Annotated in this window: 18 protein-coding genes, 2 tRNA genes and 1 other RNA gene; 8 read left to right on the top strand and 13 right to left on the bottom strand. The window is 70.7% G+C overall.

The features are described 5' to 3' along the window. From IE145_RS27810 to IE145_RS27800, 3 genes are all read left to right on the top strand, one after another. Complete coding sequence (locus tag IE145_RS27810) at positions 1-1,461, top strand: sensor histidine kinase (protein ID WP_189528202.1); 1,461 nt, start codon at positions 1-3, stop codon at positions 1,459-1,461. After that, positions 1,458-2,078, top strand: a complete 621-nt coding sequence (locus IE145_RS27805; protein WP_010056451.1) for a response regulator transcription factor — start codon at positions 1,458-1,460, stop codon at positions 2,076-2,078. The genes IE145_RS27810 and IE145_RS27805 overlap by 4 nt, the downstream gene beginning before the upstream one ends. A 23-nt stretch (positions 2,079-2,101) precedes the next feature. Continuing rightward, positions 2,102-2,174, top strand: a tRNA-Gly gene (locus tag IE145_RS27800). 58 nt (positions 2,175-2,232) lie between these two features. On the opposite strand, the gene IE145_RS27795 is transcribed toward IE145_RS27800, so the two are convergent. From IE145_RS27795 to ffs, 6 genes are all read right to left on the bottom strand, one after another. Further along, positions 2,233-3,147, bottom strand: coding sequence for a phosphoribosylaminoimidazolesuccinocarboxamide synthase (locus IE145_RS27795; RefSeq protein WP_189528201.1), 915 nt, complete (start codon positions 3,145-3,147; stop codon positions 2,233-2,235). A gap of 97 nt (positions 3,148-3,244) precedes the next feature. Further along, positions 3,245-4,699 carry a N,N-dimethylformamidase beta subunit family domain-containing protein gene (locus tag IE145_RS27790; RefSeq protein ID WP_189528200.1) on the bottom strand — a complete coding sequence of 485 codons (1,455 nt, stop codon included), beginning with the start codon at positions 4,697-4,699 and terminating at the stop codon, positions 3,245-3,247. Between the two features lie 236 nt (positions 4,700-4,935). Next, complete coding sequence (locus IE145_RS27785; RefSeq protein ID WP_189528199.1) at positions 4,936-6,663, bottom strand: hypothetical protein; 1,728 nt, start codon at positions 6,661-6,663, stop codon at positions 4,936-4,938. A gap of 349 nt (positions 6,664-7,012) precedes the next feature. Further along, a complete protein-coding gene (gene purD, locus IE145_RS27780; RefSeq protein ID WP_189528198.1) occupies positions 7,013-8,263 on the bottom strand; it encodes a phosphoribosylamine--glycine ligase in 1,251 nt (416 codons plus the stop codon). A 90-nt stretch (positions 8,264-8,353) separates the two neighbouring features. After that, positions 8,354-10,639 carry a DNA polymerase III subunit gamma and tau gene (locus IE145_RS27775; RefSeq protein ID WP_189528197.1) on the bottom strand — a complete coding sequence of 762 codons (2,286 nt, stop codon included), beginning with the start codon at positions 10,637-10,639 and terminating at the stop codon, positions 8,354-8,356. 57 nt (positions 10,640-10,696) lie between these two features. Continuing rightward, an RNA gene (ffs, locus tag IE145_RS27770) (signal recognition particle sRNA small type) lies at positions 10,697-10,793 on the bottom strand. A 143-nt stretch (positions 10,794-10,936) separates the two neighbouring features. On the opposite strand from ffs, the gene IE145_RS27765 reads away from it, so the two are divergent. From IE145_RS27765 to IE145_RS27755, 3 genes are all read left to right on the top strand, one after another. After that, a tRNA-Ser gene (locus IE145_RS27765) sits at positions 10,937-11,024 on the top strand. A gap of 317 nt (positions 11,025-11,341) precedes the next feature. Continuing rightward, on the top strand, positions 11,342-13,018 hold the full coding sequence (locus tag IE145_RS27760) for an Eco57I restriction-modification methylase domain-containing protein (RefSeq protein WP_189528196.1): 1,677 nt from the start codon (positions 11,342-11,344) through the stop codon (positions 13,016-13,018). Between the two features lie 11 nt (positions 13,019-13,029). After that, positions 13,030-13,755 (top strand): PaeR7I family type II restriction endonuclease, encoded by a 726-nt coding sequence (locus IE145_RS27755; RefSeq protein WP_097892431.1) that lies wholly within the window; start codon positions 13,030-13,032, stop codon positions 13,753-13,755. A gap of 251 nt (positions 13,756-14,006) precedes the next feature. Here the strand turns inward: IE145_RS27755 and IE145_RS27750 are convergent, their stop codons facing one another. The 7 genes from IE145_RS27750 to IE145_RS27720 form a co-directional block, all read right to left on the bottom strand. Then, positions 14,007-14,597, bottom strand: coding sequence for a hypothetical protein (locus IE145_RS27750; protein ID WP_189528195.1), 591 nt, complete (start codon positions 14,595-14,597; stop codon positions 14,007-14,009). After that, positions 14,590-15,015 (bottom strand): hypothetical protein, encoded by a 426-nt coding sequence (locus IE145_RS27745; protein ID WP_097892433.1) that lies wholly within the window; start codon positions 15,013-15,015, stop codon positions 14,590-14,592. The genes IE145_RS27750 and IE145_RS27745 overlap by 8 nt, the downstream gene beginning before the upstream one ends. A 37-nt stretch (positions 15,016-15,052) precedes the next feature. Continuing rightward, entirely contained in the window at positions 15,053-16,105 is a 1,053-nt protein-coding gene (locus IE145_RS27740) for a hypothetical protein (protein WP_097892434.1), read from the bottom strand. Positions 16,106-16,287: 182 nt separating this feature from the next. Next, the gene (locus IE145_RS27735; protein WP_069754102.1) at positions 16,288-16,800 is read right to left on the bottom strand and encodes a hypothetical protein; all 513 of its coding nucleotides are present in this window, start codon (positions 16,798-16,800) and stop codon (positions 16,288-16,290) included. A gap of 55 nt (positions 16,801-16,855) precedes the next feature. After that, entirely contained in the window at positions 16,856-18,622 is a 1,767-nt protein-coding gene (locus IE145_RS27730) for a tyrosine-type recombinase/integrase (protein ID WP_189528194.1), read from the bottom strand. Then, complete coding sequence (locus IE145_RS27725) at positions 18,619-18,915, bottom strand: helix-turn-helix domain-containing protein (protein WP_097892437.1); 297 nt, start codon at positions 18,913-18,915, stop codon at positions 18,619-18,621. The genes IE145_RS27730 and IE145_RS27725 overlap by 4 nt, the downstream gene beginning before the upstream one ends. 176 nt (positions 18,916-19,091) lie before the next feature. Next, positions 19,092-19,586, bottom strand: coding sequence for a helix-turn-helix domain-containing protein (locus IE145_RS27720; protein WP_030632953.1), 495 nt, complete (start codon positions 19,584-19,586; stop codon positions 19,092-19,094). Between the two features lie 321 nt (positions 19,587-19,907). Here IE145_RS27720 and IE145_RS27715 point away from each other — a divergent pair, with 321 nt between their 5' ends. After that, on the top strand, positions 19,908-21,425 hold the full coding sequence (locus tag IE145_RS27715) for a DnaB-like helicase N-terminal domain-containing protein (protein WP_189528193.1): 1,518 nt from the start codon (positions 19,908-19,910) through the stop codon (positions 21,423-21,425). A 252-nt stretch (positions 21,426-21,677) separates the two neighbouring features. Next, positions 21,678-22,898, top strand: coding sequence for a hypothetical protein (locus IE145_RS27710; RefSeq protein WP_229825888.1), 1,221 nt, complete (start codon positions 21,678-21,680; stop codon positions 22,896-22,898). Positions 22,899-22,939 lie beyond the last annotated feature (41 nt).

Below are 22,939 nucleotides of genomic sequence, written 5' to 3'. Positions count from 1 at the left end.
ATGAAGGGACTGAAGGGCGTGATCGGTCGGGTACGGGGCTGGCGGCGCAGCTGGCACGAGCGCAGCAAACTCCAGCGCATCGACCTCTACACACGGGTGACGCTCGCCTCGATCACCTGGCTGTTCGCGGTGTCCTGGGGTCTGCTGCCGCTCTCCGAGGCCCTGGACGAGGGAGCGGTGGCCATCGCCCTGGGAGCAGCGTTCCTCGTCGCCAACATCGCCCAGTCCGTGCTGAGCTGCCGCAACCTGACGCCCGCCTTCGACGCCTACCGGGGCCTGGCGCCGTTCCCTCCCGGGCGGCTGCGGCTGCCCGCCGCCCTCCAGGTGGCGATGACCGGCCTCGTGGTGGCCCTCGCGGCGGTGGGCGGCGTGCGCGACGAGGGGCTCGTCCTGCTGGTTCTGGACCTGCCGGTGGCGTTCTCCATCCCGTACGTCCTGATCGTCCCGGTCCGGAGGTTCCTGCTCCACGCCGCCGCCTTCTCGGTCGCCGGCACGGCCCTCCTGGCGGCCGTGGGCGTACCGGGCGGGCAGGTGTTCGGCGCGGTCGTCTCCCTGGCCGTCGTCACCCTGCTGGTGCTCGTCTCGGCCCGTCCGAGCGCCTGGAGCCTGTCCGTGATGTGGCAGGCGGAGGAGGCGCGGGACATGCAGGCCCGCCTGGCGGTGGCGGAGGAGCGCCTGCGGTTCGGCCGGGACATGCACGACGTGCTGGGCCGGAACCTGTCGGTGATCGCCCTGAAGAGCGAGCTGGCCGTGGAGCTGGCCCAGCGCGGCAACCCGGCGGCGGTGGACCAGATGGTCGAGGTGCAGCGGATCGCCCGGGCGTCGCAGCAGGAGGTCCGCGATGTCGTACGCGGCTACCGGGAGGCCGATCTGCCCACCGAACTCATGGGCGCGCGGGGCGTGTTGCAGGCCGCCGGGATCTCGGTCACCGTCGAGGGCGCGGACGGCCCGGCCGGTATCGGCGCGCCGGCCGCCGTGCAGGGGGCGCTCGGCTGGGTGGTGCGCGAGACCGCGACGAACGTCCTGCGCCACGGCGACCCGCGCCACTGCTCGATCCGGCTCACCCGGACGCGGGACGCGGTGGTCCTGGAGGTCGAGAACGACGGGGCCGACGCCGCCGGCCCGCTCGGCGGCGGGGGTGACGGCGGCGGTTCGGGCCTGGCCGGGCTGCGCGAACGGCTCGGGGCGCTCGGCGGGACCCTCACCGCGGGACCGGTCGGGGACGATCTGTTCCGGGTGACGGCAACGGTGCCGCTGACGGCCTCCGGCCGGGGGGCGGGCGGGCCTACCGCTCCGACCCGGACCGGGCGCGCCCCCGGGGCCCCGGGCGGGTCTTTGCCCTCGGACGGACAGCCCGCCTCCCCGGGCTCGGGCGAGCAGCCCGGCCCGGACGACGGCCCCCCGCCCCCGTCCACCCCCGCCCCCTCTCCCGCCCCTGCCGCCCTCCCGGAGGAACGATGACCACCGCGCGGCCCCTGCGCGTCCTGCTGGCCGACGACGAGCACCTGATCCGGGGCGCGCTGGCCGCGCTGCTCGCCCTGGAGGAGGACCTCGTCGTGGTCGCGGAGGCGGCGAGCGGGCCCGAGGCCCTGGCGATGGCGCTGGCGCACCGGCCCGACGTCGCCGTCCTGGATCTTCAGATGCCGGGCGCGGACGGTGTGAAGGTCGCCACATCGCTGCGGGCCGAACTGCCCGACTGCCGCACCATGATCGTGACCAGCCACGGCCGCCCCGGGCACCTCAAGCGGGCCCTCGCCGCCGGCGTACGCGGCTTCGTGCCCAAGACCGTCAGCGCCCGGCGGCTGGCCGAGATCATCCGTACCGTCCACGCCGGAAACCGTTACGTGGATCCGGAGTTGGCCGCCGACGCGATCTCCGCGGGGGACTCCCCGCTGACCGCCCGGGAGGCCGAGGTGCTCGAACTGGCGGCGGACGGGGCGCCGGTCGCGGAGATCGCCGAGCGGGCCTCGCTGTCCCAGGGGACCGTACGCAACTACCTCTCCTCGGCCGCCTCCAAGATCGGTGCGGAGAACCGGCATACGGCAGTGCGTCTCGCACGCGAGCGAGGATGGGTATAGTAGGCATCGCGCTTCGGCGCACTGCGGACGTAGCTCAGTTGGTAGAGCGCAACCTTGCCAAGGTTGAGGTCGCCAGTTCGAACCTGGTCGTCCGCTCAACGAGAAGAAGGCCCCGGACCTTTCGGTCCGGGGCCTTCTCCGTGTCCGCCGGTCGTCACACCCAGCTGGTGCCGGTCAGCACCTCGAACGCCTCGATGTACTTGGCGCGGGTCGCGTCCACGATCTCCTGCGGCAGCGCCGGCGGCGGCTGCTCGCTCCTGCGGTCCCAGCCGGAGGCCGGCGAGGTCAGCCAGTCGCGCACGAACTGCTTGTCGTAGCTGGGCTGCGCGCGGCCGGGCTCCCAGGTGGCGGCGGGCCAGAAGCGGGAGGAGTCCGGGGTCAGCACCTCGTCGGCGATGATCAGCCGCTCGGTTCCGTCCTCGGTGGTCTCGAAGCCGAACTCGAACTTCGTGTCGGCCAGGATGATCCCGCGCTCGTGCGCGATGTCCCGGGCCCGGGCGTAGACGTCGAGCGTGGTGCGCCGCAGCTCGGCGGCGGTCTCCGCACCGACCTCGCGGGCGACGTCCTCGTAGCTGACGTTCTCGTCGTGATCGCCGACGGCCGCCTTGGTGGCCGGGGTGAAGATCGCGCCGGGCAGCTCGGACCCGTTGACCAGGCCCTCGGGAAGGCCGATGCCGCAGACCGTACGGGTGGCGTCGTACTCGACGAGCCCGGAGCCGGTCAGATAGCCGCGCGCCACGCACTCGACCTCGACCATGCGCAGCGACTTGCAGATGAGGGTGCGGCCCGCCCAGTCGGCCGGGGCGCCCGGGGGCAGCTCGGTGGAGATGACGTGGTTGGGGACGAGGTCGGCGAGCTGGTCGAACCACCAGAGCGAGAGCCGGGTGAGGACGCGGCCCTTGTCGGGGATCTCGGTCGGCAGGACCCAGTCGTACGCGGAGATGCGGTCGCTGGCGACCATCACGAGGTCGCCCGCCTCGTTCCGGTACAGGTCACGCACCTTGCCGGTGTGCAGGTGGGTGAGGCCCGGAACCTGTACGGGCTCGGGCTTTTCTACAAAACCGGACACGGTGCCTCCGCGTAGATTGATCCAGGAGCGGTTCCGATTGTCCCGTACGCAGGACACGGTGCGCGCGCCGGGCCCGGCGCCGATGCGGTGGCGTCCGTCAGTCGCGCTTGCAGATCCGGTCGAGGAGGTTGGCGGTGGCCCGCTGGATCCGGGGGTCGGTGTGGCCGGGGCGGTCCAGGGCCGGGGACCAGGCGAAGGTGCCGGAGGCGAAGACGAGGGCGCCGGAGGGGGACTGGTAGAGCGAGGTCTCCTGGTGCCGGGTGGCGCCCTCGGAGTCCTCGTACGGGGAGTGGGCGAGCAGGATCCGGTTGTCGTGCTCGGGCAGGCTGGTGCGCGGGAAGTAGCGGTCGGCCTCGCCGGCGACCAGGCCCGGGATCTCGTCGCCGTCGACCGCGCCCGTGGCGTCCCAGAGCCAGTGCTCGGCGTTGCGCACGACCAGCGGGCGGGGATCGGGGACCCGGCCCGCGTACTGGATGCCCAGCAGCTGCTGCTCGGGCCGGTCCACCTCGCGCCACAGGGCGGACTTCCCCGGCCCCCGGCGTTTGCGGCAGGTCAGCAGCCGGTCGGGCTCGCCGGACGCGGAGGGGGCGAGGCCCACCTGCCAGTACATGGTGTTGGCGGAGAGGAAGACGAGCGAGGTGCCGGAGTCCCGGGCGCGCTCGGCGGCCCGGCGCATCTGCAGCGACCAGTACTCGTCGTGGCCGGGGAAGACCAGGCCCCGGTAGCGGCTGGGGTCGACGCGGCCCGCGTGCAGGTCGCGGGCGTCGGCGTAGGCGAGGTCGTAGCCGTACCGCTCGGCCCAGCGGATGAAGTCGTACGCGTGTCCCACGTGCAGCGGCAGGCCCGATCCGGCGTACGGGCGGTCGAAGGAGATCGTGACGGCGGCGTCCTCCTCGCCGAGCAGCCGGCCCCGCTCGTCCCACGCGTGGTAGAGGCTGGCGCCCGTGCGGCCGTCCTCCGGGTAGAGGTTGTACGCCTGCCAGGTGATGTCGGGCAGCAGGAGCAGCAGGTCGGCGGGGTGGTCGTGGCGCACGGTGAAGGGGATGTGCGAGCGGTAGCCGTCGGCGGTGGTCAGGACGGCCACATACGCGCCGACCGACCAGTAGCTCGGGATCTGGAGCCGCCAGGACATCCACCAGTGGTGGCAGGAGACGGTCCGGTCGGCGGCGAGCGGCGGGGGCTGGACGATGCCGGAGAGCCGCGGGCTCGTGGTGATCTTGGCCGCGCCGTCGCCGCCGTAGTGGCCGATCCGGTAGACGTCGACGGAGAACTGCTGGGGCGGGTCCACGGTGATGTGGAAGTCGATGGCCTCGCCGGGGGCCGCCGCACCGGGCGAGACGAAGCCCTTGATCTGACGGTGCACGTCGTCGGCGGTGCGGGTGCCGCCGCCGGTGGAGCGGGCGAGGTCGGCGTACCAGGGGACGACCTGGCCGGTGTCGTCGAAGTAGTTCTCACTGCCGCGCAGCCAGGGCAGCGGGCCCTGACCGAAGGGATCGCTCACCGCGTGCGCGAGGGCACCCGACTCCCACCGGCGAATCTGCTCCGCCCCCATGCCGCGCCCCTCCCTCGGATCCCCCGGACGACTCGGGTGATCCCCCGGACAACTCTGGTGCGCCGAATGTCAGCGCCGATCCCCAGCACATCACATAACGCACGCACCCCGTCACCCTTCGTCGCGAATTGACGGGAACGGAACCATTCCTTCCGAACAGTCGGCTCCGGACTCCGGACGGGCGCGGCGGACCGCGTGACGGCTCCGGGGGCGCCTTGGCCGATCGGCGTACGCGCTCACACCAGCCGGACCGGCTTGTCGGAGCGCACCCCCACCTCGGCCAGCCAGTTCAGCAGCGGGTCCGGGTCGCCGTCCTCCACCAGGCTGAGGACCGGGGCCGCGAGGTCCGCCCGCCGCTCGCCGCCGACGAGCAGCGCGGGACCGTCGAGCCAGTCCAGACCGGGGGCCGCCCCCGCCGTGTCCACGGCGGCGCAGCAGACCATGGCCGCGACGTGGTCGGCGAGCAGTTCGGTGCCCGTACGCGGCGGCTGGAGCGGGAAGAGGGGCAGCGGGCCGGGCCCCCAGAGGTCGAGGGGGTCGTCGGCCGCACCGCCGTATCCCGGACCGCTCTGCTCCGGGCCGCCGTGGACCGGGGCCCCGGCCTCCTCGCGGGCGACCGCGGCGCCGATGCCCGCCGCGAGCGCCTCGCCCGGCCCGCCCGGGCCCGACAGGTGCTCCATCACCCGGGCCAGCGTGGGGACGGCCGGGTCGGCGGCGGAGGCCCGGGGGACGCCCAGGGTGTCCAGGACGCGGTGCAGCCGGGCCGCCTCGCTGCGCCACTTCCGGTCGACGACCTCGTCGGGATACTGCTGCCAGTCCACCGGTGCCCAGCCCGGTCCGCTCTCGGCGGGCCCGCCGTGGAAGAGCCGGGCGGCGAGCAGCGACGCGGCCTCGTCGGCCACCCCGGGCTCCTCCAGCAGGTCGCACGCGGGCCGCTCGCCCAGACGCAGGGCGAAGCCGTCCGCGAGCCGGTCCCGGCGGGAGAGCTCGGTGAGCGCGGAGACGACCCCGGCGTCCAGCCGGGAGGGCCAGCGGCCCATCCGCCAGGCGGGCAGCGCCACCCGGGTCAGCAGCCGGTCCCAGCCGGCGTAGGCGAGGCCGACCTGTTCCTGGGCGGCGATGCGCAGCCCGTAGTCGACCGTCTGGGCGCGCATGGACGCGGCGGCGGCCACACAGCGCTCCATCTCGGCGGCATGGCCCCGGCAGGCCCGCAGCAGCAGCCGGGCGACCCAGCCGGCGAAGGCGAGCGGCGCCCTGCGCACCGGGCCCCGGCCGGGGGCGGCCGCATCGGCGATCGCGGCGTCCAGACCGCGGACGAAGCGGCGGGCGGCGGCTATGTCGGGATGCGCGGACGGGCCGGTGCCCGCCACGACGGGGGCGAGGACCGCGCGGAGCTCGGCGACCCGCATCCACCACAGGAACGGCGAGCCGACGACCAGGACGGGGGCGGCGTCCACGGTCTCCGCGGAGCCCGCGGAGGCGCCCGGCCCCTTCCGGAGCGACGCTCCTGGCCCCTTCCGGAGCGCTGCCCCCGGGCCCTTCCGGAGCGCGCGGTGGGTGCGGTCCTCCAGCCAGCTGTCGCAGTCCGGGGTGAGCGCCACGGCCGAGGGCGCGGGCACGTCGAGCCGGTCCGCCAGATCGCGGACCAGGCGGTAGAGATCGGGGGCGCCTTCCTCCGGCACGGGGACGGTGGGGCTCATGGCGGGCCGCGCGCGGGCCACGGAGACGGCGACCAGGACGGTCACCAGCAGCACGGCGACCGCGACGCCGAGGACCGTCCAGCGCACGGCGTCCCAGGCCGGACCGGCCAGATGCCCCTGCGCGTCCGCCGCGAACAGCACGACGGCGACGGCCGCGGGCAGGATCGCCACGGCCAGGGCCCTGCTGCGGATCCGCAGCAGGGCGAGCGCCCGGGCCTGCGCGGCCCGTGCACCCAGCTCCTCACCCACGTCGATACCGGACACGGCCGGACGTCACCCCCTCTGCCCTCATCGCGGCCCTCTTGGCCCTCGCGGCGGTGTTGCTCACTCCCCCACTGTGGCACCCGTCACCGACATCGCAATGCCAGTGGGCCAAGTGCCGGAACGCTTGCGCCGCACCCTAGTTGGGGGCCCGGCGGCCGTCATCCGGATAGCCCAGTCGTCACCCGATGGAATGGCTTTGGGCAAAGCTGCTGACGTGTTCGCGCCCATGAGGCAGGCCGTCCGGGGAACGGGCCCGGTGGTACGCGGAAGCCCCTCGCGCCTGCCGCGTACGCCGGTGGCATACGGGGCGGGCGGCGCGAGGGGCTGCGGGAGCGCTGTCCGGGGCGGGTCAGCCCTGGGAGGCCTTCAGGGCGATGTCCGTACGGTGCTGGGAGCCGTCCAGGCGGATCCGCCCGAGCGCGGTGTAGGCGCGCTCGCGGGCCGCTGTGAGGTCCTTGCCGGTCGCGGTCACCGAGAGCACCCGGCCGCCCGCGCTGAGCACCGTGTCGCCCTCGGCGCGGGTCCCGGCGTGCAGGACGTACGCGTCGGGCGCATCCTGCGCCGCGACGTCCCCGAGCCCGTCGATCGGGTCGCCGGTACGCGGGGTGTCCGGGTAGTTGTGGGAGGCGATGACCACGGTGACGGCGGCGTCGTCGCGCCAGTTCAGCGGCGGGAGGGCGTCCAGGGTGCCGTTGGCGGAGGCCAGCAGGACGCCGGCCAGCGGGGTCTTCAGCCGGGCCAGGACGACCTGGGTCTCCGGGTCGCCGAAGCGGGCGTTGAACTCGATGACCCGGACGCCGCGCGAGGTGATCGCGAGGCCCGCGTAGAGCAGCCCGGAGAAGGGGGTGCCGCGGCGGCGCAGCTCGTCGACGGTGGGCTGGAGGACGGTGTCGAGGACCTCGTCGACCAGCTTGGGGTCGGCCCACGGGAGCGGGGAGTAGGCGCCCATGCCGCCGGTGTTCGGGCCCTCGTCGCCGTCCAGGGCGCGCTTGAAGTCCTGGGCGGGCTGGAGCGGCACGACGGTGGTGCCGTCGGTGATCGCGAAGAGGCTGACCTCGGGGCCGTCGAGGAACTCCTCGATGACCACACGGTCGCAGGAGAGCGCGTGGGCGCGGGCCACGTCCACGTCCTCGGTGACGACGACGCCCTTGCCGGCCGCGAGGCCGTCGTCCTTGACGACGTACGGGGCGCCGAAGGCGTCGAGGGCCTCGTCGATCTCGGCGGGGGTGGTGCAGACGTAGCTGCGGGCGGTGGGGACCCCGGCGCCGGCCATGACGTCCTTGGCGAACGCCTTGGAGCCTTCCAGCCGGGCCGCTTCGCCGGAGGGGCCGAAGCAGGGGATGCCGACCGCGCGCACGGCGTCGGCGACCCCGGCGACGAGCGGGGCCTCCGGGCCGACGACCACCAGCCCGGCGCCCAGCTCGGTCGCGAGGCGCGCGACGGCGTCACCGTCGAGCGCGTCGACCGGGTGCAGTTCGGCCACCTCTGCGATGCCGGCGTTGCCGGGGGCGCAGTACAGAGCGGTGACATCGGGGTCGAGGGACAGAGAGCGGCACAGGGCGTGTTCGCGGGCGCCGCCGCCGATGACGAGGACCTTCACGGGGTGCAGCCTAGCCGCCGGGGGCGTGGAGCCTTGACGGCCGCCGGTGGGTGGACGGCGGACGGCCGACGCCCGGGCGTGCGGGACGCCTCACTGTTCGTTGGCGAACTCGTCGATCACCGTGGCGCCGAGCTCGCGGACGATCAGGTCGTGGCCGGAGAGCGCGGAGTCGACGAGATCCGGGTCGTCGTCCTCCGGGACGTCGTCCTCCGGGGCCACGGAGCGCGGCGGCTCCGCCCCGTACGAACGGGGGGAGGCCTCGGGGGCGGGCGCGGCGTCCCGGCTCTGCGGCGGCGCGGCGGGAGGCGGCTGCTGGGCCGGCGGGGCGGGCTGACCCTGCGGTGCGGGCGCGGACTGCTGCGGGGGCGCGTGCTGGGGGCGGGGCTCGTACGCGACCGGGGCGGCGGGGGCCGGCGGGGCGGGCTGGTACTGCGGGGCGGGGCGTCCGCCGCCACCCGACTGCGGGGGCATGCCGCCGCCACCGGAGGTGTCGATGACGGCTTCGATGCGCCACTGGGCGTTGAAGCGCTCGGCGAGGGCCTGCTTGAGGACCTCCTCGCTGCCGCTGCTGGCGAAGTTGTCGCGGGCGCCCGCGTTGAGGAAGCCGAGCTGGAGCGTCGTCCCGTCGAACCCGGCGACCTGGGCGTTCTGGCTGAGCAGGATCCAGGTGAAGCGGCGGCGGTTCTTGACCGCCTCCAGGATGTCGGGCCACATGTTCCGCACCTGGACGGCGCCCTGGGCCATGCTCTGCCCGCCCTCGGCCGCGGCCTGCGGTGCGGCGGGGGCCGCCGGGGCGACCGGGGCCGCGGCGGGCGGCGGGGTGGCGGCGGGGGCGGGCCCGCTGCCGGGGGCGGACGCGGTGGGCCAGCCACCGGGCCGACGGGCCTGCTCCCCGCCCCCGGAACCCGCGCCGGATCCGGCTCCCGCGGCGGCGGGCCAGGAACCGGGCCGCTGACCGGGCTCGGGGGCGGGCGCGGGGGCCGGGGGAGCCTGCGGGGCGGGCTCGGCGGCGGGCGGTGCGTAGGCGGCCGGGGCCGGGGCGGCGGGCGGGGCCTCGCTCCGTACGGCGGCACGGGTGGCGTCCGGACCGGCGGGCCCCACGGGCGCAGGCCCCTGAGCGGCATGGCCCTGGGGAGCATGGACGTCCGGCCCCGGTACGTACCCCAGGGGGGCGGCACCGACGGGCGGGGCGGCGAACCCAGCGCCGACGGCGGCCGAGGCCCCGCGCTCCAGCCGGTCGAGCCGGGCCTGCAGCGACCGCTCGTCGTCGTAGGCGGCGGGCAGCAGGACCCGGGCGCAGATCAGCTCCACCTGGAGGCGCGGCGAGGTGGCACCGCGCATCTCGGTGAGCCCGTCGTTGACGAGGTCGGCGGCGCGGCTCAGCTCGGCGGCGCCGAAGACGGACGCCTGGGCCTGCATGCGCTCGACGACGTCGGCGGGCGCGTCGATGAGCCCCTTCTCCCCCGCATCCGGCACGGCGGCGAGGATCACCAGATCCCGCAGCCGCTCCAGGAGATCGGCCACGAACCGACGGGGATCGTTGCCGCCCTCGATGACCCGGTCCACGACCTCGAAGGCGGCGGCCCCGTCGCCGGCGGCGAAGGCGTCGACGATCGAGTCGAGCAGCGAGCCGTCGGTGTATCCGAGGAGCGCGGTGGCCATGGCATACGTCACACCGTCGTCGCCCGCACCGGCGAGCAGTTGGTCCATGACGGACATCGAGTCACGCACGGACCCGGCCCCGGCGCGCACGACGAGCGGGAGGACGCCGTCCTCGACCGGGCTGTTCTCCCGCCCGCACACATCGGCGAGGTAGCTCCGCAGGGTCCCCGGGGGCACCAGCCGGAACGGATAGTGGTGCGTACGCGACCGGATCGTCCCGATGACCTTCTCGGGCTCGGTCGTCGCGAAGATGAACTTGAGGTGCTCCGGCGGCTCCTCGACCACCTTCAGCAGGGCGTTGAAGCCCGCCGGGGTGACCATGTGCGCCTCGTCGATGATGTAGATCTTGTAACGACTGGAGGCGGGCCCGAAGAACGCCTTCTCGCGCAGATCACGGGCGTCGTCCACACCACCGTGGGACGCGGCGTCGATCTCGATGACATCGATGGACCCCGGCCCGTTCCGCGCGAGGTCCCGACAGGACTGGCACTCCCCGCACGGGGTGGGCGTGGGCCCCTGCTCGCAGTTCAGACAGCGGGCGAGGATGCGCGCGCTGGTCGTCTTTCCACAGCCGCGCGGCCCGCTGAACAGGTACGCGTGATTGACCCGGTTGTTCCGCAGGGCCTGCTGGAGCGGGTCAGTGACATGCTCCTGACCGATGACCTCGGCGAACGACTCGGGGCGGTAGCGGCGGTACAGCGCAAGGGACGACACATCTACGAGGTTATCGGGAGCGACTGACACCCGACCCCACAGCACCTCACGGCCAACGCAAAGGGCCCCCCACGCACCCGCCAGAGCCAACCTACCCTTGCTGCCTTCCGGCCCTGGGGGAGTTCAGTCAGATAGCGCCACGTGAGGGGCTGACGCCCACCTTAGCGGATCCCCACCCCCTCCGGTCCACCCACCCGCCCCCGACGAACGGCCCGCGACGCCCCCGGACCCCGCTCGCGGACGATCTCCGGGGATCGTGTTCGCGAGCACCCTCAAACGTCTTGTATTGTTTGCGGCGGAGGATTCGCCTAGTGGCCTAGGGCGCACGCTTGGAAAGCGTGTTGGGGGCAACCCCTCACGAGTTCGAATCTCGTATCCTCCGCCATTGCTCTCACCGGGCAATACGTCGAAGGGCCCCACCGTTCACGGTGGGGCCCTTCGACGTGTGTGGTCTCAGTTTTGGTCTCAGTTGACCCAAGGTGACACGTCAGCTCGGTCGCTGACCGGCGCTACTCAGTCGCAGGCGCCTTCACGCCGACGAACCCAAAGCGGGCTCTCCTTGGCCACGAAAGCGACATGACTGTCGGCCTCATCAGGCCCACGCGCCCGATGCTCCGCAGACGGAACAGATCACTCCGTTGAGCGCGACCGGCCCCTGTGGATAACTCTCGTGGCCGAAATCCTCCCTAGTAGTGTCGAGACGTGGCCACTCCCCTGTTCTTCGACACCGCCCTCCACACCCTTCCCTCAGTCCCCGAGGAGGCCGTGGAGCACGGCGAGGTGTTCACGCGGCGCTGGGTCGTCGACCTGATCCTCGACCTCGTGGGCTACACCTCGGACAAGGTCCTATGCGACTTGAAGCTTGTTGAGCCAGCCTGCGGCTCGGGAGCGTTTCTGGGAGCGGTGGCCGCGCGCATCAGCGCTTCTTGCCGCAAGTACAACCGCCCCATCGGTGATGCACGCGGGGCTGTACGTGCGCTCGACCTGCTGGAGCGGAACGTCCACAGGAGCCGCGAAGTAGTCGAGAAGCACCTGGTCGACGACGGCTGGGACGCAGCAGAAGCCCAGTCCGTAGCGGAGTCCTGGATCGAGCGGGGGGACTACCTGCTCCAACCCGAGGCGATCCAGCACGCGGACTATGTGGTCGGCAACCCGCCCTACATCCGTCTCGAGGACGTCCCGGCGGACAGGATGGCGGTCTACCGTCACGCATGCCCCACCATGGGCGGCCGTGCAGACATCTACGTCGGCTTCTTCGAGGTCGCACTCCGAAGCCTCGGGGCAGAAGGTCAGCTGGCCTTCATCTGCGCGGACCGCTGGATGCGCAACCAGTACGGCCGGCGACTGCGGCAGCTGGTCACCAAGAGCTTCAGCATGGACCTTGCTCTGGTCATGCACGATGTCGACGCGTTCGACGACCAGGTTTCCGCCTACCCGGCCATCACGCTCATCAGCAAGCGGGCCCAGGGCACCGCCGTAGCCGCGGACACCACGCGAGCCTTCAACGCTCCCCAAGCCACCGACTTCGCGCGCTGGTACACGAGTGATCGGACTGAAACGGTCGCGACGGAAGCCTTTCAGGCCGCTCGCATGCCGCACTGGTTCCCGGACGAGGAGTCATGGCCGAGCGCCTCTCCCGCCCGACTGGCCGTGCTCGAAGAGCTGACAGAGCGCTTCCAACTTCTCGAGAACAACGGCACCGGCACCAGGGTCGGCATTGGCATCGCCACCGGCGCGGACAAGGTCTTCCTCACCAGCGACGACAAGTCCATCGAGGATGACCGGCTGCTGCCCATGGCCATGGTCCGCGACACCACGAGCGGCGCGCTCAACTGGAGCGGCACCTACCTGGTCAACCCCTGGTCTGCGAGTGGCGATCTGGTCGACCTCGCCGCATTTCCCCGGCTTGCAAAGTATCTCGACGATCACGAAGCCGCGTTGCGCAAGCGCTACGTGGCAGTCAAGCAGCCGCACCGCTGGTACAAGACCATCGACAAGGTCGATTCCACACTGGCCCGGCGGCCCAAGCTGCTCTTCCCAGACATGAAGCTGACGATCCATCCGGTACTCGATGAGGGCGGGCTGTACCCTCACCACAACCTGTACTTCATCGTCTCGGACGTCTGGGACATGCGCGTGCTGGGTGGTCTGCTGCTCTCCAAGGTCGCGGAAGCGTTCGTGGAGGCGTACGCGGTCAAGATGCGAGGGGGGACTCTCCGCTTCCAGGCCCAGTACCTCCGCAAGATCCGGGTCCCCGACCCGGAGGCGATCAGCGAGCACGACCGAGAAGCCCTGGCGGCAGCTTTCGATAAGCGAGACGTGAGGGCCGCCACGGAGGCTGCTCTGCGCGTCTACGGACTTTCCGAACTGCCTGACTAGGAGGACGGATCTTGACGGTCACCCGCCAGGATTTCGAGGATGCGATAGCGGCCTACTGGGACGCCAGGAAGCTTCAGGGTGAACAGTCTGCGATCAAGGCTGCTGTCGGAGCCGGTACAGCTGGATCCGTACGGGGTGGCAAGCACTTCGACGCGATCGCGATCCTCCTGTCGAAGTTCTTTCTCGAAGCCGGCTACCCGCCCGAGAGCATCCGGGTCGCCAAGAAGCAAGGACTCGAACTTCCCGGCTACTACCGCCCCCAGAAGCAGTGGGACGTGGTGGTCGTCCACCAGGGCGTCCTCGTCGCGGCCTTCGAGCTCAAGGCGTTGGGTGGCCCGTCCTTTGGCAACAACTACAACAACAGGGTCGAGGAGGCGCTCGGCAGCGCTGTGGACCTACGCCGCGCAGTCTTGGCCGACCTCTATCCGAAGGAAAAGCCCTGGCTCGGCTACTTCTTCATCATGGAAGACCACCAGAAGTCCCGGAACCCGGTCAGGATCGCGAAGGGCGCCCTGCCCATCGACTCACACTGGCACGAGACCTCTTACCAGGACCGCTTCGGGACCTTCTGTGAACGCCTCGTGGCGGAGCAGTTGTACGACGCCGCCTGCTATGTCACGTCATCGGCCGAGGAGCCCAAGCCGACGGAGCTGGTGGATAGCCTCGACTGGCGACACTTCTCAGCGGCGATAAACGCCCGGCTCACGTATCTGAAGGAACTCGGGCTCCCCGGCTAGGAAAGACAAGCGGGTCCCGACAGACCGTGTCGAGGTCCCACGTTCGGATGCCTTCGCAGAGGCGAGGCCCCTGACTTCGATCTTGCGTGTCGGTCCGCCAGCAGAGTCGGTCGGCCGTTTTTCAGGTCGGGAGCCCAAGTGTCGTCGCGGGGTGGCGCCGGGTTCCACCACTCCGGGCTGGTCACGGGCACTCGTGGAACGGGGAGCAATGCTGATCACCCGGAGTGCGAGCCGTTCGAGGGCGTCGGTGATCACGTGGGTCCAGGGCCAGTACCAGGTCGGGGAGCAGGCGCGGGAGGAGGCTGCAGGGCGCGGCGCGGCCGCGGGATGAGGCGGAGGGCGCGGCCCCCGGGGCGAAGGTGCGCTTCCACCGCGGCCATGTATCGCTCGCGGACATCCGCCAGCACCCGCAGGTCAACGACCGAAGTCGAGATCACCATCGCCGGATCGTCCCCCGCTGGGGGCGAGCGCCACGCCTCCTTCATGCTCTGCCCCGCCACTGTCCGGGTGTGGGCTACGAGTTCGTCGTACGCGGCGCCCACCTCCGGAGCCTCGAAGCGGACCCACGCCTCGTGCCAAGTCAGTCTCGACTGGATCTCCCGCAGCTGCTCCGACAGGCGAACCCGCTCCTCGGCGGCAGCATCCGCGCGGCGGCGCCGCACGGCGTAAGCCATCTCCGCGTACTGAATACTCACCTCGTACGCGCTCGCGAACAATTCCTGCTTCCGCTCCTGCAGCTGAGCACGACGGCCGATACGCGCCTGGACGCCGAGGACGAGGCCGGTCACTAGTGCGGCAAAAACAGCAGCGTAGGGGCCGAGGGCCTTGATCGCGTCAGCCAATTATTTGGTCCTGTTCGTCGAGGCCCGGTGAACCGAGGCCATGGGGTGCTTCGAAGCCCGGCCAGACGCCGGTGGAGCGATAGGCAGACTCCCAGCGCAGATGGCGGACGATGATCGCGACGAGGAGTCGCCCGCCGTCGCCGGGCGACCACCGGCGCGAGGACGCGTCCTTCGGGTACCAAAGGCAAAGGGAACCATCGGGGTTGCGGTGGGCCGGGCAGTCGGGTCCACGTGCGTGGACGCGGGGGAATGCTGGATCGCCGGGAGCGAAGACGATGCGGAGACTATGCAAGGGCAGGATCTGCACGTGCGGGTAGACCTGGACAGTGAATCCGGACGCGAAGTCGGTGGGCCTGTCCACCTCGCGCGCGTCGAGCCCCGTTGAGCGCATCTCGGTCAACAGCTTGTCGCGGGCCACGGGACGGGCGAACCAAGGACGGCACGCGGCACGCCGGTCACCACCCAACGGACACGTCTTCCCTCCACGAACGCGTCTTCGGAAGGAGCAGACTCGCGCCGGCGAGACCGAGGCTGGCGGTGGTGCTCAGGGGAGCGGAGGCGGCGGAGAAGGCACGCTCTCGTTCACGCATCGTCTTGGGGAAGAGCTGCTCCAAGACCTCCGCCACCGTGTCGATGTCGTCGGGATCGGCTATGGCCTTCGCGAGCTTGTCAGCGGCGACCCGCAGCCGCCTCTCCGCATCCGCGTCTGGGATCAGCGGCTTGAGGTCAGGCGAAACGGAGCGCGGATCCTCGGTCGGCTCGCCACGCTGGAGGCGCAGGGCGGCCTCCCGGAGCACCGCGTACACCGCGCCGACGAGGCCCATTCGCGGCTCAACGAACTCATATGCCCACACGGAGAGTTGGTGCGAGGAAAAACCTGGCTTCGCAGCCTGTGCATTCCACGCCTTGAGGATGCGTATGGCGCGGCGCCGGGTGCGCCGCAGGGCGTCGGCGCCGGAAGTCAACAGCTCTACGTGGCCTTGGGGGTCGCTGGCACTCCATGCCTTCTTGGAGCCCTGGACCTGCTCCAGGTCGGGGATCCATAGTCCGCGCCCATCGCGGCGGCTCAGCGCCACGATGAGATCAACCGTGACATCCGTGCCGTTAACCGGAGCACCGAAATGAATCTTGAGGCCACGCCGGGACTTGCAAACTCGCGCTTTGGGGTAAGACGGGGTGCGCTCCGGGTCGCGGAGCTTCGGACCGATGAACGCGACGAGTGCGTCGGTGACGGCGTGCGGGGCCTCCCCTTCGCCGTCAGGACCAAGCTCCGGGTGCCGAACACGGTCCAAGATGATCCCGCCGTCCCCGTCGCTGACGGCTCCCCCGTGCGGCTGAACGTGGGTGCCAACGGGGATCGAACCCGAGCTGTAGGACGTACGGCCCTCGGGGTGCTTCTCAGCCAACGTGCGGGCCAACACGAGACGTTCGCGCGTCGCCGCGAGAATGTCGGGTTCTACATTGATCAGGGTGAGCAGGTCGTCGAACTGCTTGTGCAGATGTGCCATGACCGTTCCTTGCGGGTGCAGAGGAGTGAGAGGCGTGGACGGACGGCCAACACGGGTGTGCGCCGTGTTCCGAGTCTGACGCACACCACTGACAATGCCCCCGCGCACAGCAAGGGCACAGCCCAGCGCGGCCCAGTCCATGAGACGGTCACCGAGAACACGGGCCGGCGCCGCCCACCGGGTCACGACTCCCCGGAGTCGTCGGGTTCTTCCTTGCCCTGCGCCAGGATCCGGCCTCCGACGAAGACCACACCCAGGGCGAGCGCGGATCCGACACCGATCATGGTCTTCTTCAGCAGACCATCGATGTGGCGCTTGTGCTCAGTGTCCTTCTGAGAAGCAAGTCTTGCCGTTTCCTGAATGAGTTCGAGGATGTGCTTCCTCTGCTCCCAGGTCAGGTCGCCTCTGTGGAGTTCTCGCTCGAAGATCACCCGGTTCTCCCGGAGGGTCTGGTAGACCTGATCCAGGCTATGCCTGCCGTCGGCGAGAGTGGCCTCGTGGGCCTTCTCGATGGCTCCGAAGGCATCCGTGGCGAACTTCCTGAACTCGGGGAACTGTTCGACAATCTTCATGGCCACTTCGGTGTCCATGTCAGGCATCATGGCCGCGAACTTGACCGCTTTCTCCTTGGAGAGATGCCTCCAGGTGTCGATCCCGAGCGCGCGCATGATCTCGGCTTCGTTCTTGTACTTCATGCCGTAGGGCCTCCATCGCTCTCCTCCGCAACGCGTTCTTCCGCGCTGCGGGCCGCTAACTCTGCCCATCGCCGTACGTGGTGGGATTACGCGCCCGGTCCACAGCCTGTGCGCACGCCTCCCCGTAGGCCGACGAGACCGCGTTCTCGTCCGTGCCACGCACATGGGCCTCAATCTCCTGGCCTGGCCGACGAGAAGTGTGCCAGCGGACTGGCAGGTCCGTGTACAGATCGGGCTCGAAGTCCCAGGCCCATGTCGACCATCGGGCAGGACTCCCGACGTTGAGCCGTTCTCCTCCCGTCAGAAACACGGCATGAGCGTGGTGCACCATCCGGCGGTCGGGAACCTCGTGACGGATGGGCTGGGCTCCGCCGCCTGCCTCGGCCTCCCACTGCGCCCGCCCTATCTCCTCAACCTGAGCGGCTTGGCCTGGCCGATCCTCGCTCCACTGGGCAACCACTCGCTCCGCGTGCTCACGGGCGGCGAAGGCCAAGCGTCGGCCGCCGAGGTTGGCGAGGTAGAGAGCTGAGTCGACCGAGGCAGAGGCGGAGCGCAAGGCGGCACTGGAGCTGGCCTCCACCGACACGTCCGCGGGCACGGTCCAGAGCAGCGCTCCGACCTTGGCGGCGGTCTGCTTCAGGACGGGGCCGGTCATGTGCTGGTAACGGCGGCGCATCCGTGCGGACTTGCCGGGCTCCCAGCCCATGATGCCGTCGACGACGGCGTCGGAGATCCCGAGGATGAGCAGGACCGTGGCCGCCGTGTGTCGGGCGTCGTGAAGGCGGCCGTCGCGAACCCCCGCAGCCTTCAGCAGGTCCTTCCACCGGTGGAAGTCGGTGTTCGGGTTCAGGGGTTCGCCGACCGGCGAGGTGAAGACATATCCCTTCTCCGTCCAGAGGTCACGAGCGAGAGCGCACTCTCGGCCCTGCTGCTCCTTGTGCCGTCGGAGCAGAGCCATCAGCTCGTCCGGAACGCCGATGGGCCGCTGACCGGCTCGTGACTTCACGCTCTTGGTCTCGCGCCGAACGTTGATCTTCTGCGGGCAGTAGCCGGGCTTGCGCCCGCAGCGTTTACCGCAGCCGTGCTCGTAGCGGGGCCGTAGGCGGCCTCGTCGGACACGGATGACTCCGAGCTCGAAGTCGATGTCGGTCCACTGCATGCCGAGGACCTCGCCCTGACGGAGTCCGAGCGCCAAGGCGATGACCCAGCGAGCCTCGTTGCGGCGCTTCCCCGCCTCCGCCAGGAGGCGTTGGACCTCCTCAACCGAGTACGGCTCGACTTCGTCCTCTTCGAGGCGCGGGGCTTTCGCGATCGTCGCCGGGTTCCGGACGGCGTGCCCACGGCGCACGGCTTCGTTGAGCGCGGCACGGAGGGTGCGGTGCACCTGGTGGGCAGTGCCGGCGGCGCTGCCGGTCTCCTGCATCTTCCTGTAGAAGCGCTCCAGGTGCTCCGGCTCCAGCTTCTCCAGGCGGTGGGCGCCGAGGCCGGGGACGAGGTGATGGTTCACCGCGACCCGGTAGCCGTCGATGGTGTTCTCGGAGACGTTCGGCGCTGCGATGTTCTCGACCCAGTGGGTGAGCCAGGTCTTCACGGTCCACCACTGGCCGGCCTTGCGGACGGCGCCTGTGTCACGCTGTCGCTCCAGCTCGCGGACGACCTTGGTGACCTCGGTACGGGTCTTCCGGCTGACGTGGCGACGGTCAGGGGTGCCGTCGTCCTTGACACCGACGGTGACGCGGCCGTGCCAGCGGCCGTCCTTGCCGAGGTAGATGGACGAGGCTCCGTTGGGCTGGCGGGACTTCGATTCGGATGCGCGAGTCACGCGGCGGCCCCGAAGTCGGTCGCCGACAGGCGGCGGGCCAAGAACTCGTTCACTGCTTCAGCTGGGATGCGGCGCAGACTCCCGATCTTGACGGAAGCGATCTCGCCGGAGGAGACGTACTCGTAGAGCTTGGTACGGCCGACGCCGATTCGCCGGGCGGCCTCAGAGACAGTGAGAGCGACGAGAGTCGTGTCGCCAGTGGGGCGGCGCTCGGCTATCAGAGTACGCAGGGCGTCTTCGGGGACATCCAGAAGCTGGGCTATCTGGGAAATGGGCAGGCCGGGCTGCGGCATGGGGGTGCTCCTCGCGTCGGCCGTGCGGCGTCGCGGGAGCGGCAACTCCCGTCGGCCTGGCCGGTGGCGTCGTTCAGGGATGGATGGGGCGGTGGATGGTAGTCGACGATGGCAGGCAGTTCGCCGTGCGTGGGGCTACTCGGCGTTCGTAGCGCCGCAGATAGGACAGTGGTCGGCTACTCGCCGGCTGGTGGCGGGTTCTGGTTTCTCAGATGCGCTCGGGACGGGTGCAGATTCCTCTGCTGGGTCCGTTCTTCGAGCCGGAGAAGTTCGTCGACCTGCCCTCTCTGCTCAGGACCCTTGTCACCGTAGGCGTTGAGTTCGACATCGATCTCATGCAGGTGCATCTGGTTCCGGTCGATCGCCGCCCGCAGTTGGCGGTACTCCAACGTCATCTGCACGTACTCGTGCGCGAGCTGGCGGATGCGGGGCGTGGCCAGCTCGTCCGGCGGTCCGGTCAGGTCCTGCATGGTGAGGTCGAAGACCTTGCAGAAGCCGAGCGCCTCGTCGAGGTTGACCCTGCGACGCGGCTTGCCGCTCTCGATGCGCCAGATCGCGGATTGGTTGATCGGATGACCGACAGCGGCCATCTCCTCGGCGAGCTTCACCGTGCTCCAACCGCGGACCTCGCGTTCCAGCTTGACGCGTGCGGCGACGTGGTCTTCCGGCACCGGTCGGCCTGGGCCGGCGCGCTCCGCGCCTTCCTCACCACTCACTCGCGCCTCCCTTCCCACGACGACAGATCCGATCGAACCAGCATCCGCAACTAAACATCGTTGCGGATTGAAATGCAAGGCATTGCGTTGCCGAAAATCTCGGCTATGGTCGTACTCCGCCGTACAGCGACGGACGGAACCGCACACGCAAGCGGCCCCGGTGCTACGAACACCGGGGCCGAAGTAGAGGCTCCACCGCACAACCATCCATCCCTGAACGATCGAAACCGGAGGCCGGGGTTGCCGCCCCGTATGGCCTGCCGGGTGAGGAGCTCCGTGAACCAGGGTACGACCCTGCCCTCCCAGACGCCATCCCGCTTCGACGAAGGCTCCACCCCGACGGAGCAACCGTTTAACCTGGACGCCGAGTGCGCGGTCCTCGGCGCCTGCATGCACAAACCCGACATCATCGCCGCGGTCAGGCCCATCCTCGGCGATGACGCCTTCTACCGGCCCGCGCACGAGACCATCTGGCGCGCGCTCCTCGCGCAGCATCGCGAGGACAAGCCGACCGACCCGATCGTCCTCACCGAGCTCCTCCAGCAGCAGGGCGAGCTGCAGCGCGTGGGCGGCCCCGTCTACGTGTCCCAGCTCGCCGATGCCCCCTACGGCACTAGCAGCGCGGAGTACCACTCGGAGATCGTCCGCGCCAAGGCGGACCTGCGCCGCCTTGGAGCCTCAGCCGTGCGCACACTCCAGCGGGTCCGGGAGCCCGGCGCCGATCCCGAGGCGATCCGCAGCGAGGTCGAGACGGAAGTACGCGCCGAACGAGAACGCGCGCTCGCATCGGGACAGGGGCGGCTGTCCCGCTTCGCCACCGACGGATGGTCGTTCGTCAAAGAGAGCGGCGCAAACGCCCAGCCCTTGTGGGGCACGGGCGAGAAGACCGTCTGGGCCCCAGGCGAGAGCCTGATGATCGTCGGCGCTCCGGGCGTCGGCAAGACGACGCTGGCCCATCAGGTGATCTTCGCCCGCCTCGGCCTGACGGAAACCGTCCTGGAGATGCCTGTCGCTCCCAGCAGGCGCGTGCTCTACCTGGCGATGGATCGCCCCAAACAGATCGCCAAGGCCATGGCCCGCCGCGTCTTCCCCACCGACGAGAAGATCCTCCGCGAGCGGCTCGTGGTCTGGGAGGGCCCGCTGCCCACCACCCTCGACAAGGAACCCGACCTCCTCGCCGACCTCGCCGCCGCCCACCAAGCCGACACCATCGTGATCGACAGCCTCAAGGACGCGGTCAGCACGATGGTCGACGACAGCCTCGCGGTCGCCTTCCATAACGCCCGTATGCGCGCTCTGCGCAACGGGGTGGAGATCCTGGAACTGCACCACCAGCGCAAGGCGACCGCCGACGCGCCACGCGGTCAGCGCCCCAGCCTGGACCAGGTCTACGGGTCCACCTGGTTCACCGCCGGCGCGGGCAGCGTCCTGTTCGTCACCGGCAGGGCGGGCGACCCTGCGGTGACTCTGCATCACCTCAAGACGCCCACCGGCGAAGTCGGCCCCCTGGATGTCACCCACGACCATGTACGTGGGACCACCACCGTCGACCCCACCAAGGACCCCGCCGTCCTGCTGCGGAACGCCCCGGGCGGGCTGACCGCACGCGAACTGGCCACCATCCTCGTCGGTGGCGATCCCGAGCGAGCCGATGTCGAGAAGGCACGACGCCATCTCAGCCGGCTCGTCGACAGCAGCCTTGCCACCAAGACCAACGGCATCGCTGGAGGGGCCGGAGGCGGCCAGCAGGCCCGCTACTACGCCTCCGCTCGCCACCTCATCTCCGTGGGCTGAATCCCGCCCCGACCCTGCCGGAGCGTTCACGCGACCGTACACGCGGCCCCCACAGCCGCTGACCGTCGTGGACCGCTCACAGCGCACACGCTCACAGAAAAACCGCAGGTCAAGCGATCACGCGAGCGTTCACGAGGCTCACACGCCCGAGCGATCACGCGCGGGCCCCCCTTTAGAAGGGGGCCCGCGTGTACGCCCCCTCCGTGAACGCCGTGATCGTCTTCCCTGCCCTGTCACGGAGTAGCCCCGTACATGCGCCCCGCAATACCCGAAACGCTCGCCACCATCTCGCTCCCGAACGCCGACAGCCCGCTCCTCGCCGTGATCGTCTTGGCCGTCGCCGCCTCGGCGCTTCTTGCGGGCATGAGGACCCGGCGCAGCCGTCGTCCCGCCCGTGATCCGAAGCGGACGCCTTCGGCAGCAGTCGTCACAGCTGCCGTGGCGGCATTCGTGTGCACTGCCTACAGTGCCGACACGAGCTGGCGGTTCGCCGCCCACCACCTCGACATGCGCGATACCGCCGAACGCGCCGTGATGTTCGCAGCCGCTGAGCTCGCCCTGTTCTCGATGGCACTGATGGCCCGCCAGAACCTGCACGGGCCGAGGAACGCGGCCGGCCTGCCCGGAGTCCTGGTCTGGGTCATCACCACGGTGCAGGCCATCCCCGCGTACGCCGAGTCCGGCCCCGTCGGGGGCACCGTGCGCGCCTTCACAGGCCCGGTAATGGCCGCAGTGTTGTGGCACCTGGCCATGGGCATCGAGCTGCGCCAGCACACACCCGACTCCGCCTCCCGCGGTCTCGCAGCCGTCCTCAGCCGGCAAGCCCGCGAGCGGCTGCTCGCCCGCCTAGGGATCGCCGAGCGAGACCAAGGCGCCGCCCAGATCATTCACGACCGGGCCACGCGCCGGGCCGTCGCACTGGCCGCCCGTCTCGCTGAGATGCCGCCCGCGCAACGCACTGGATGGAGGGGCCGTCGCACCGTGCGTCGTCTGTCCAAGGCCCTCGCCCGCTCGGGTGTCGATGCCGACCCGCTCCGCAATGAGCGGCTGCTCCGCCAGCTCGCCACCCGCCGTCAGGCAGCTGATCTGGCCACCATCGACCTGCCCGGACGTTGGACCCCGCCCTCCGGGCAGCCCGCCAGCCCGCCCGCAGCACAGCCCGACCGCTCTCGCGCGGAGGCCGTCGAGCGGGCGAATGTTGGCGGTGATCGGGTGCAGAAGCAGCCCTGCCCACACCCTTCAGAGCCGGGCGACGAGGCACCCGGCCCCGGCGCTCGCCCGGGTCTCACCGCCCTCTCCAGCCCGGATCCTGCCCGCCCGCGAATGGCCGCTTCTCCTCCCACGGGCAGCCGCTCAGAAGCCACCACGGGCAAGTACTCCACACCGAAGCCGAAACGGCCCGGCCAGAAGCTCCGTGCTAGCGACGAGATTCTTCGCGGCTACGCCCAAAGGCTGGGACTGCTGCACGGATGAGTGACACCTGACCTGGCTTGCTGAGAAGCGGCCTGGAAGGA

The organism is Streptomyces sindenensis (genome assembly GCF_014649035.1).
Taxonomy (GTDB): Bacteria; Actinomycetota; Actinomycetes; order Streptomycetales; family Streptomycetaceae; genus Streptomyces; species Streptomyces sindenensis.
The sequence above is the reverse complement of the archived record's forward strand: the minus strand, read 5'-3'. Positions and strand labels throughout refer to the sequence as shown.

Excerpts from the sequence above, each read along its gene's own strand:
- IE145_RS27810 (WP_189528202.1), top strand. The coding sequence starts at position 1 with ATGAAGGGACTGAAGGGCGTGATCGGTCGGGTACGGGGCTGGCGGCGC.
- IE145_RS27805 (WP_010056451.1), top strand. The coding sequence starts at position 1,458 with ATGACCACCGCGCGGCCCCTGCGCGTCCTGCTGGCCGACGACGAGCAC.
- IE145_RS27790 (WP_189528200.1), bottom strand. The coding sequence starts at position 4,699 with ATGGGGGCGGAGCAGATTCGCCGGTGGGAGTCGGGTGCCCTCGCGCAC.
- IE145_RS27740 (WP_097892434.1), bottom strand. The coding sequence starts at position 16,105 with ATGGCACATCTGCACAAGCAGTTCGACGACCTGCTCACCCTGATCAAT.
- IE145_RS27735 (WP_069754102.1), bottom strand. The coding sequence starts at position 16,800 with ATGAAGTACAAGAACGAAGCCGAGATCATGCGCGCGCTCGGGATCGAC.
- IE145_RS27725 (WP_097892437.1), bottom strand. The coding sequence starts at position 18,915 with ATGCCGCAGCCCGGCCTGCCCATTTCCCAGATAGCCCAGCTTCTGGAT.
- IE145_RS27710 (WP_229825888.1), top strand. The coding sequence starts at position 21,678 with ATGCGCCCCGCAATACCCGAAACGCTCGCCACCATCTCGCTCCCGAAC.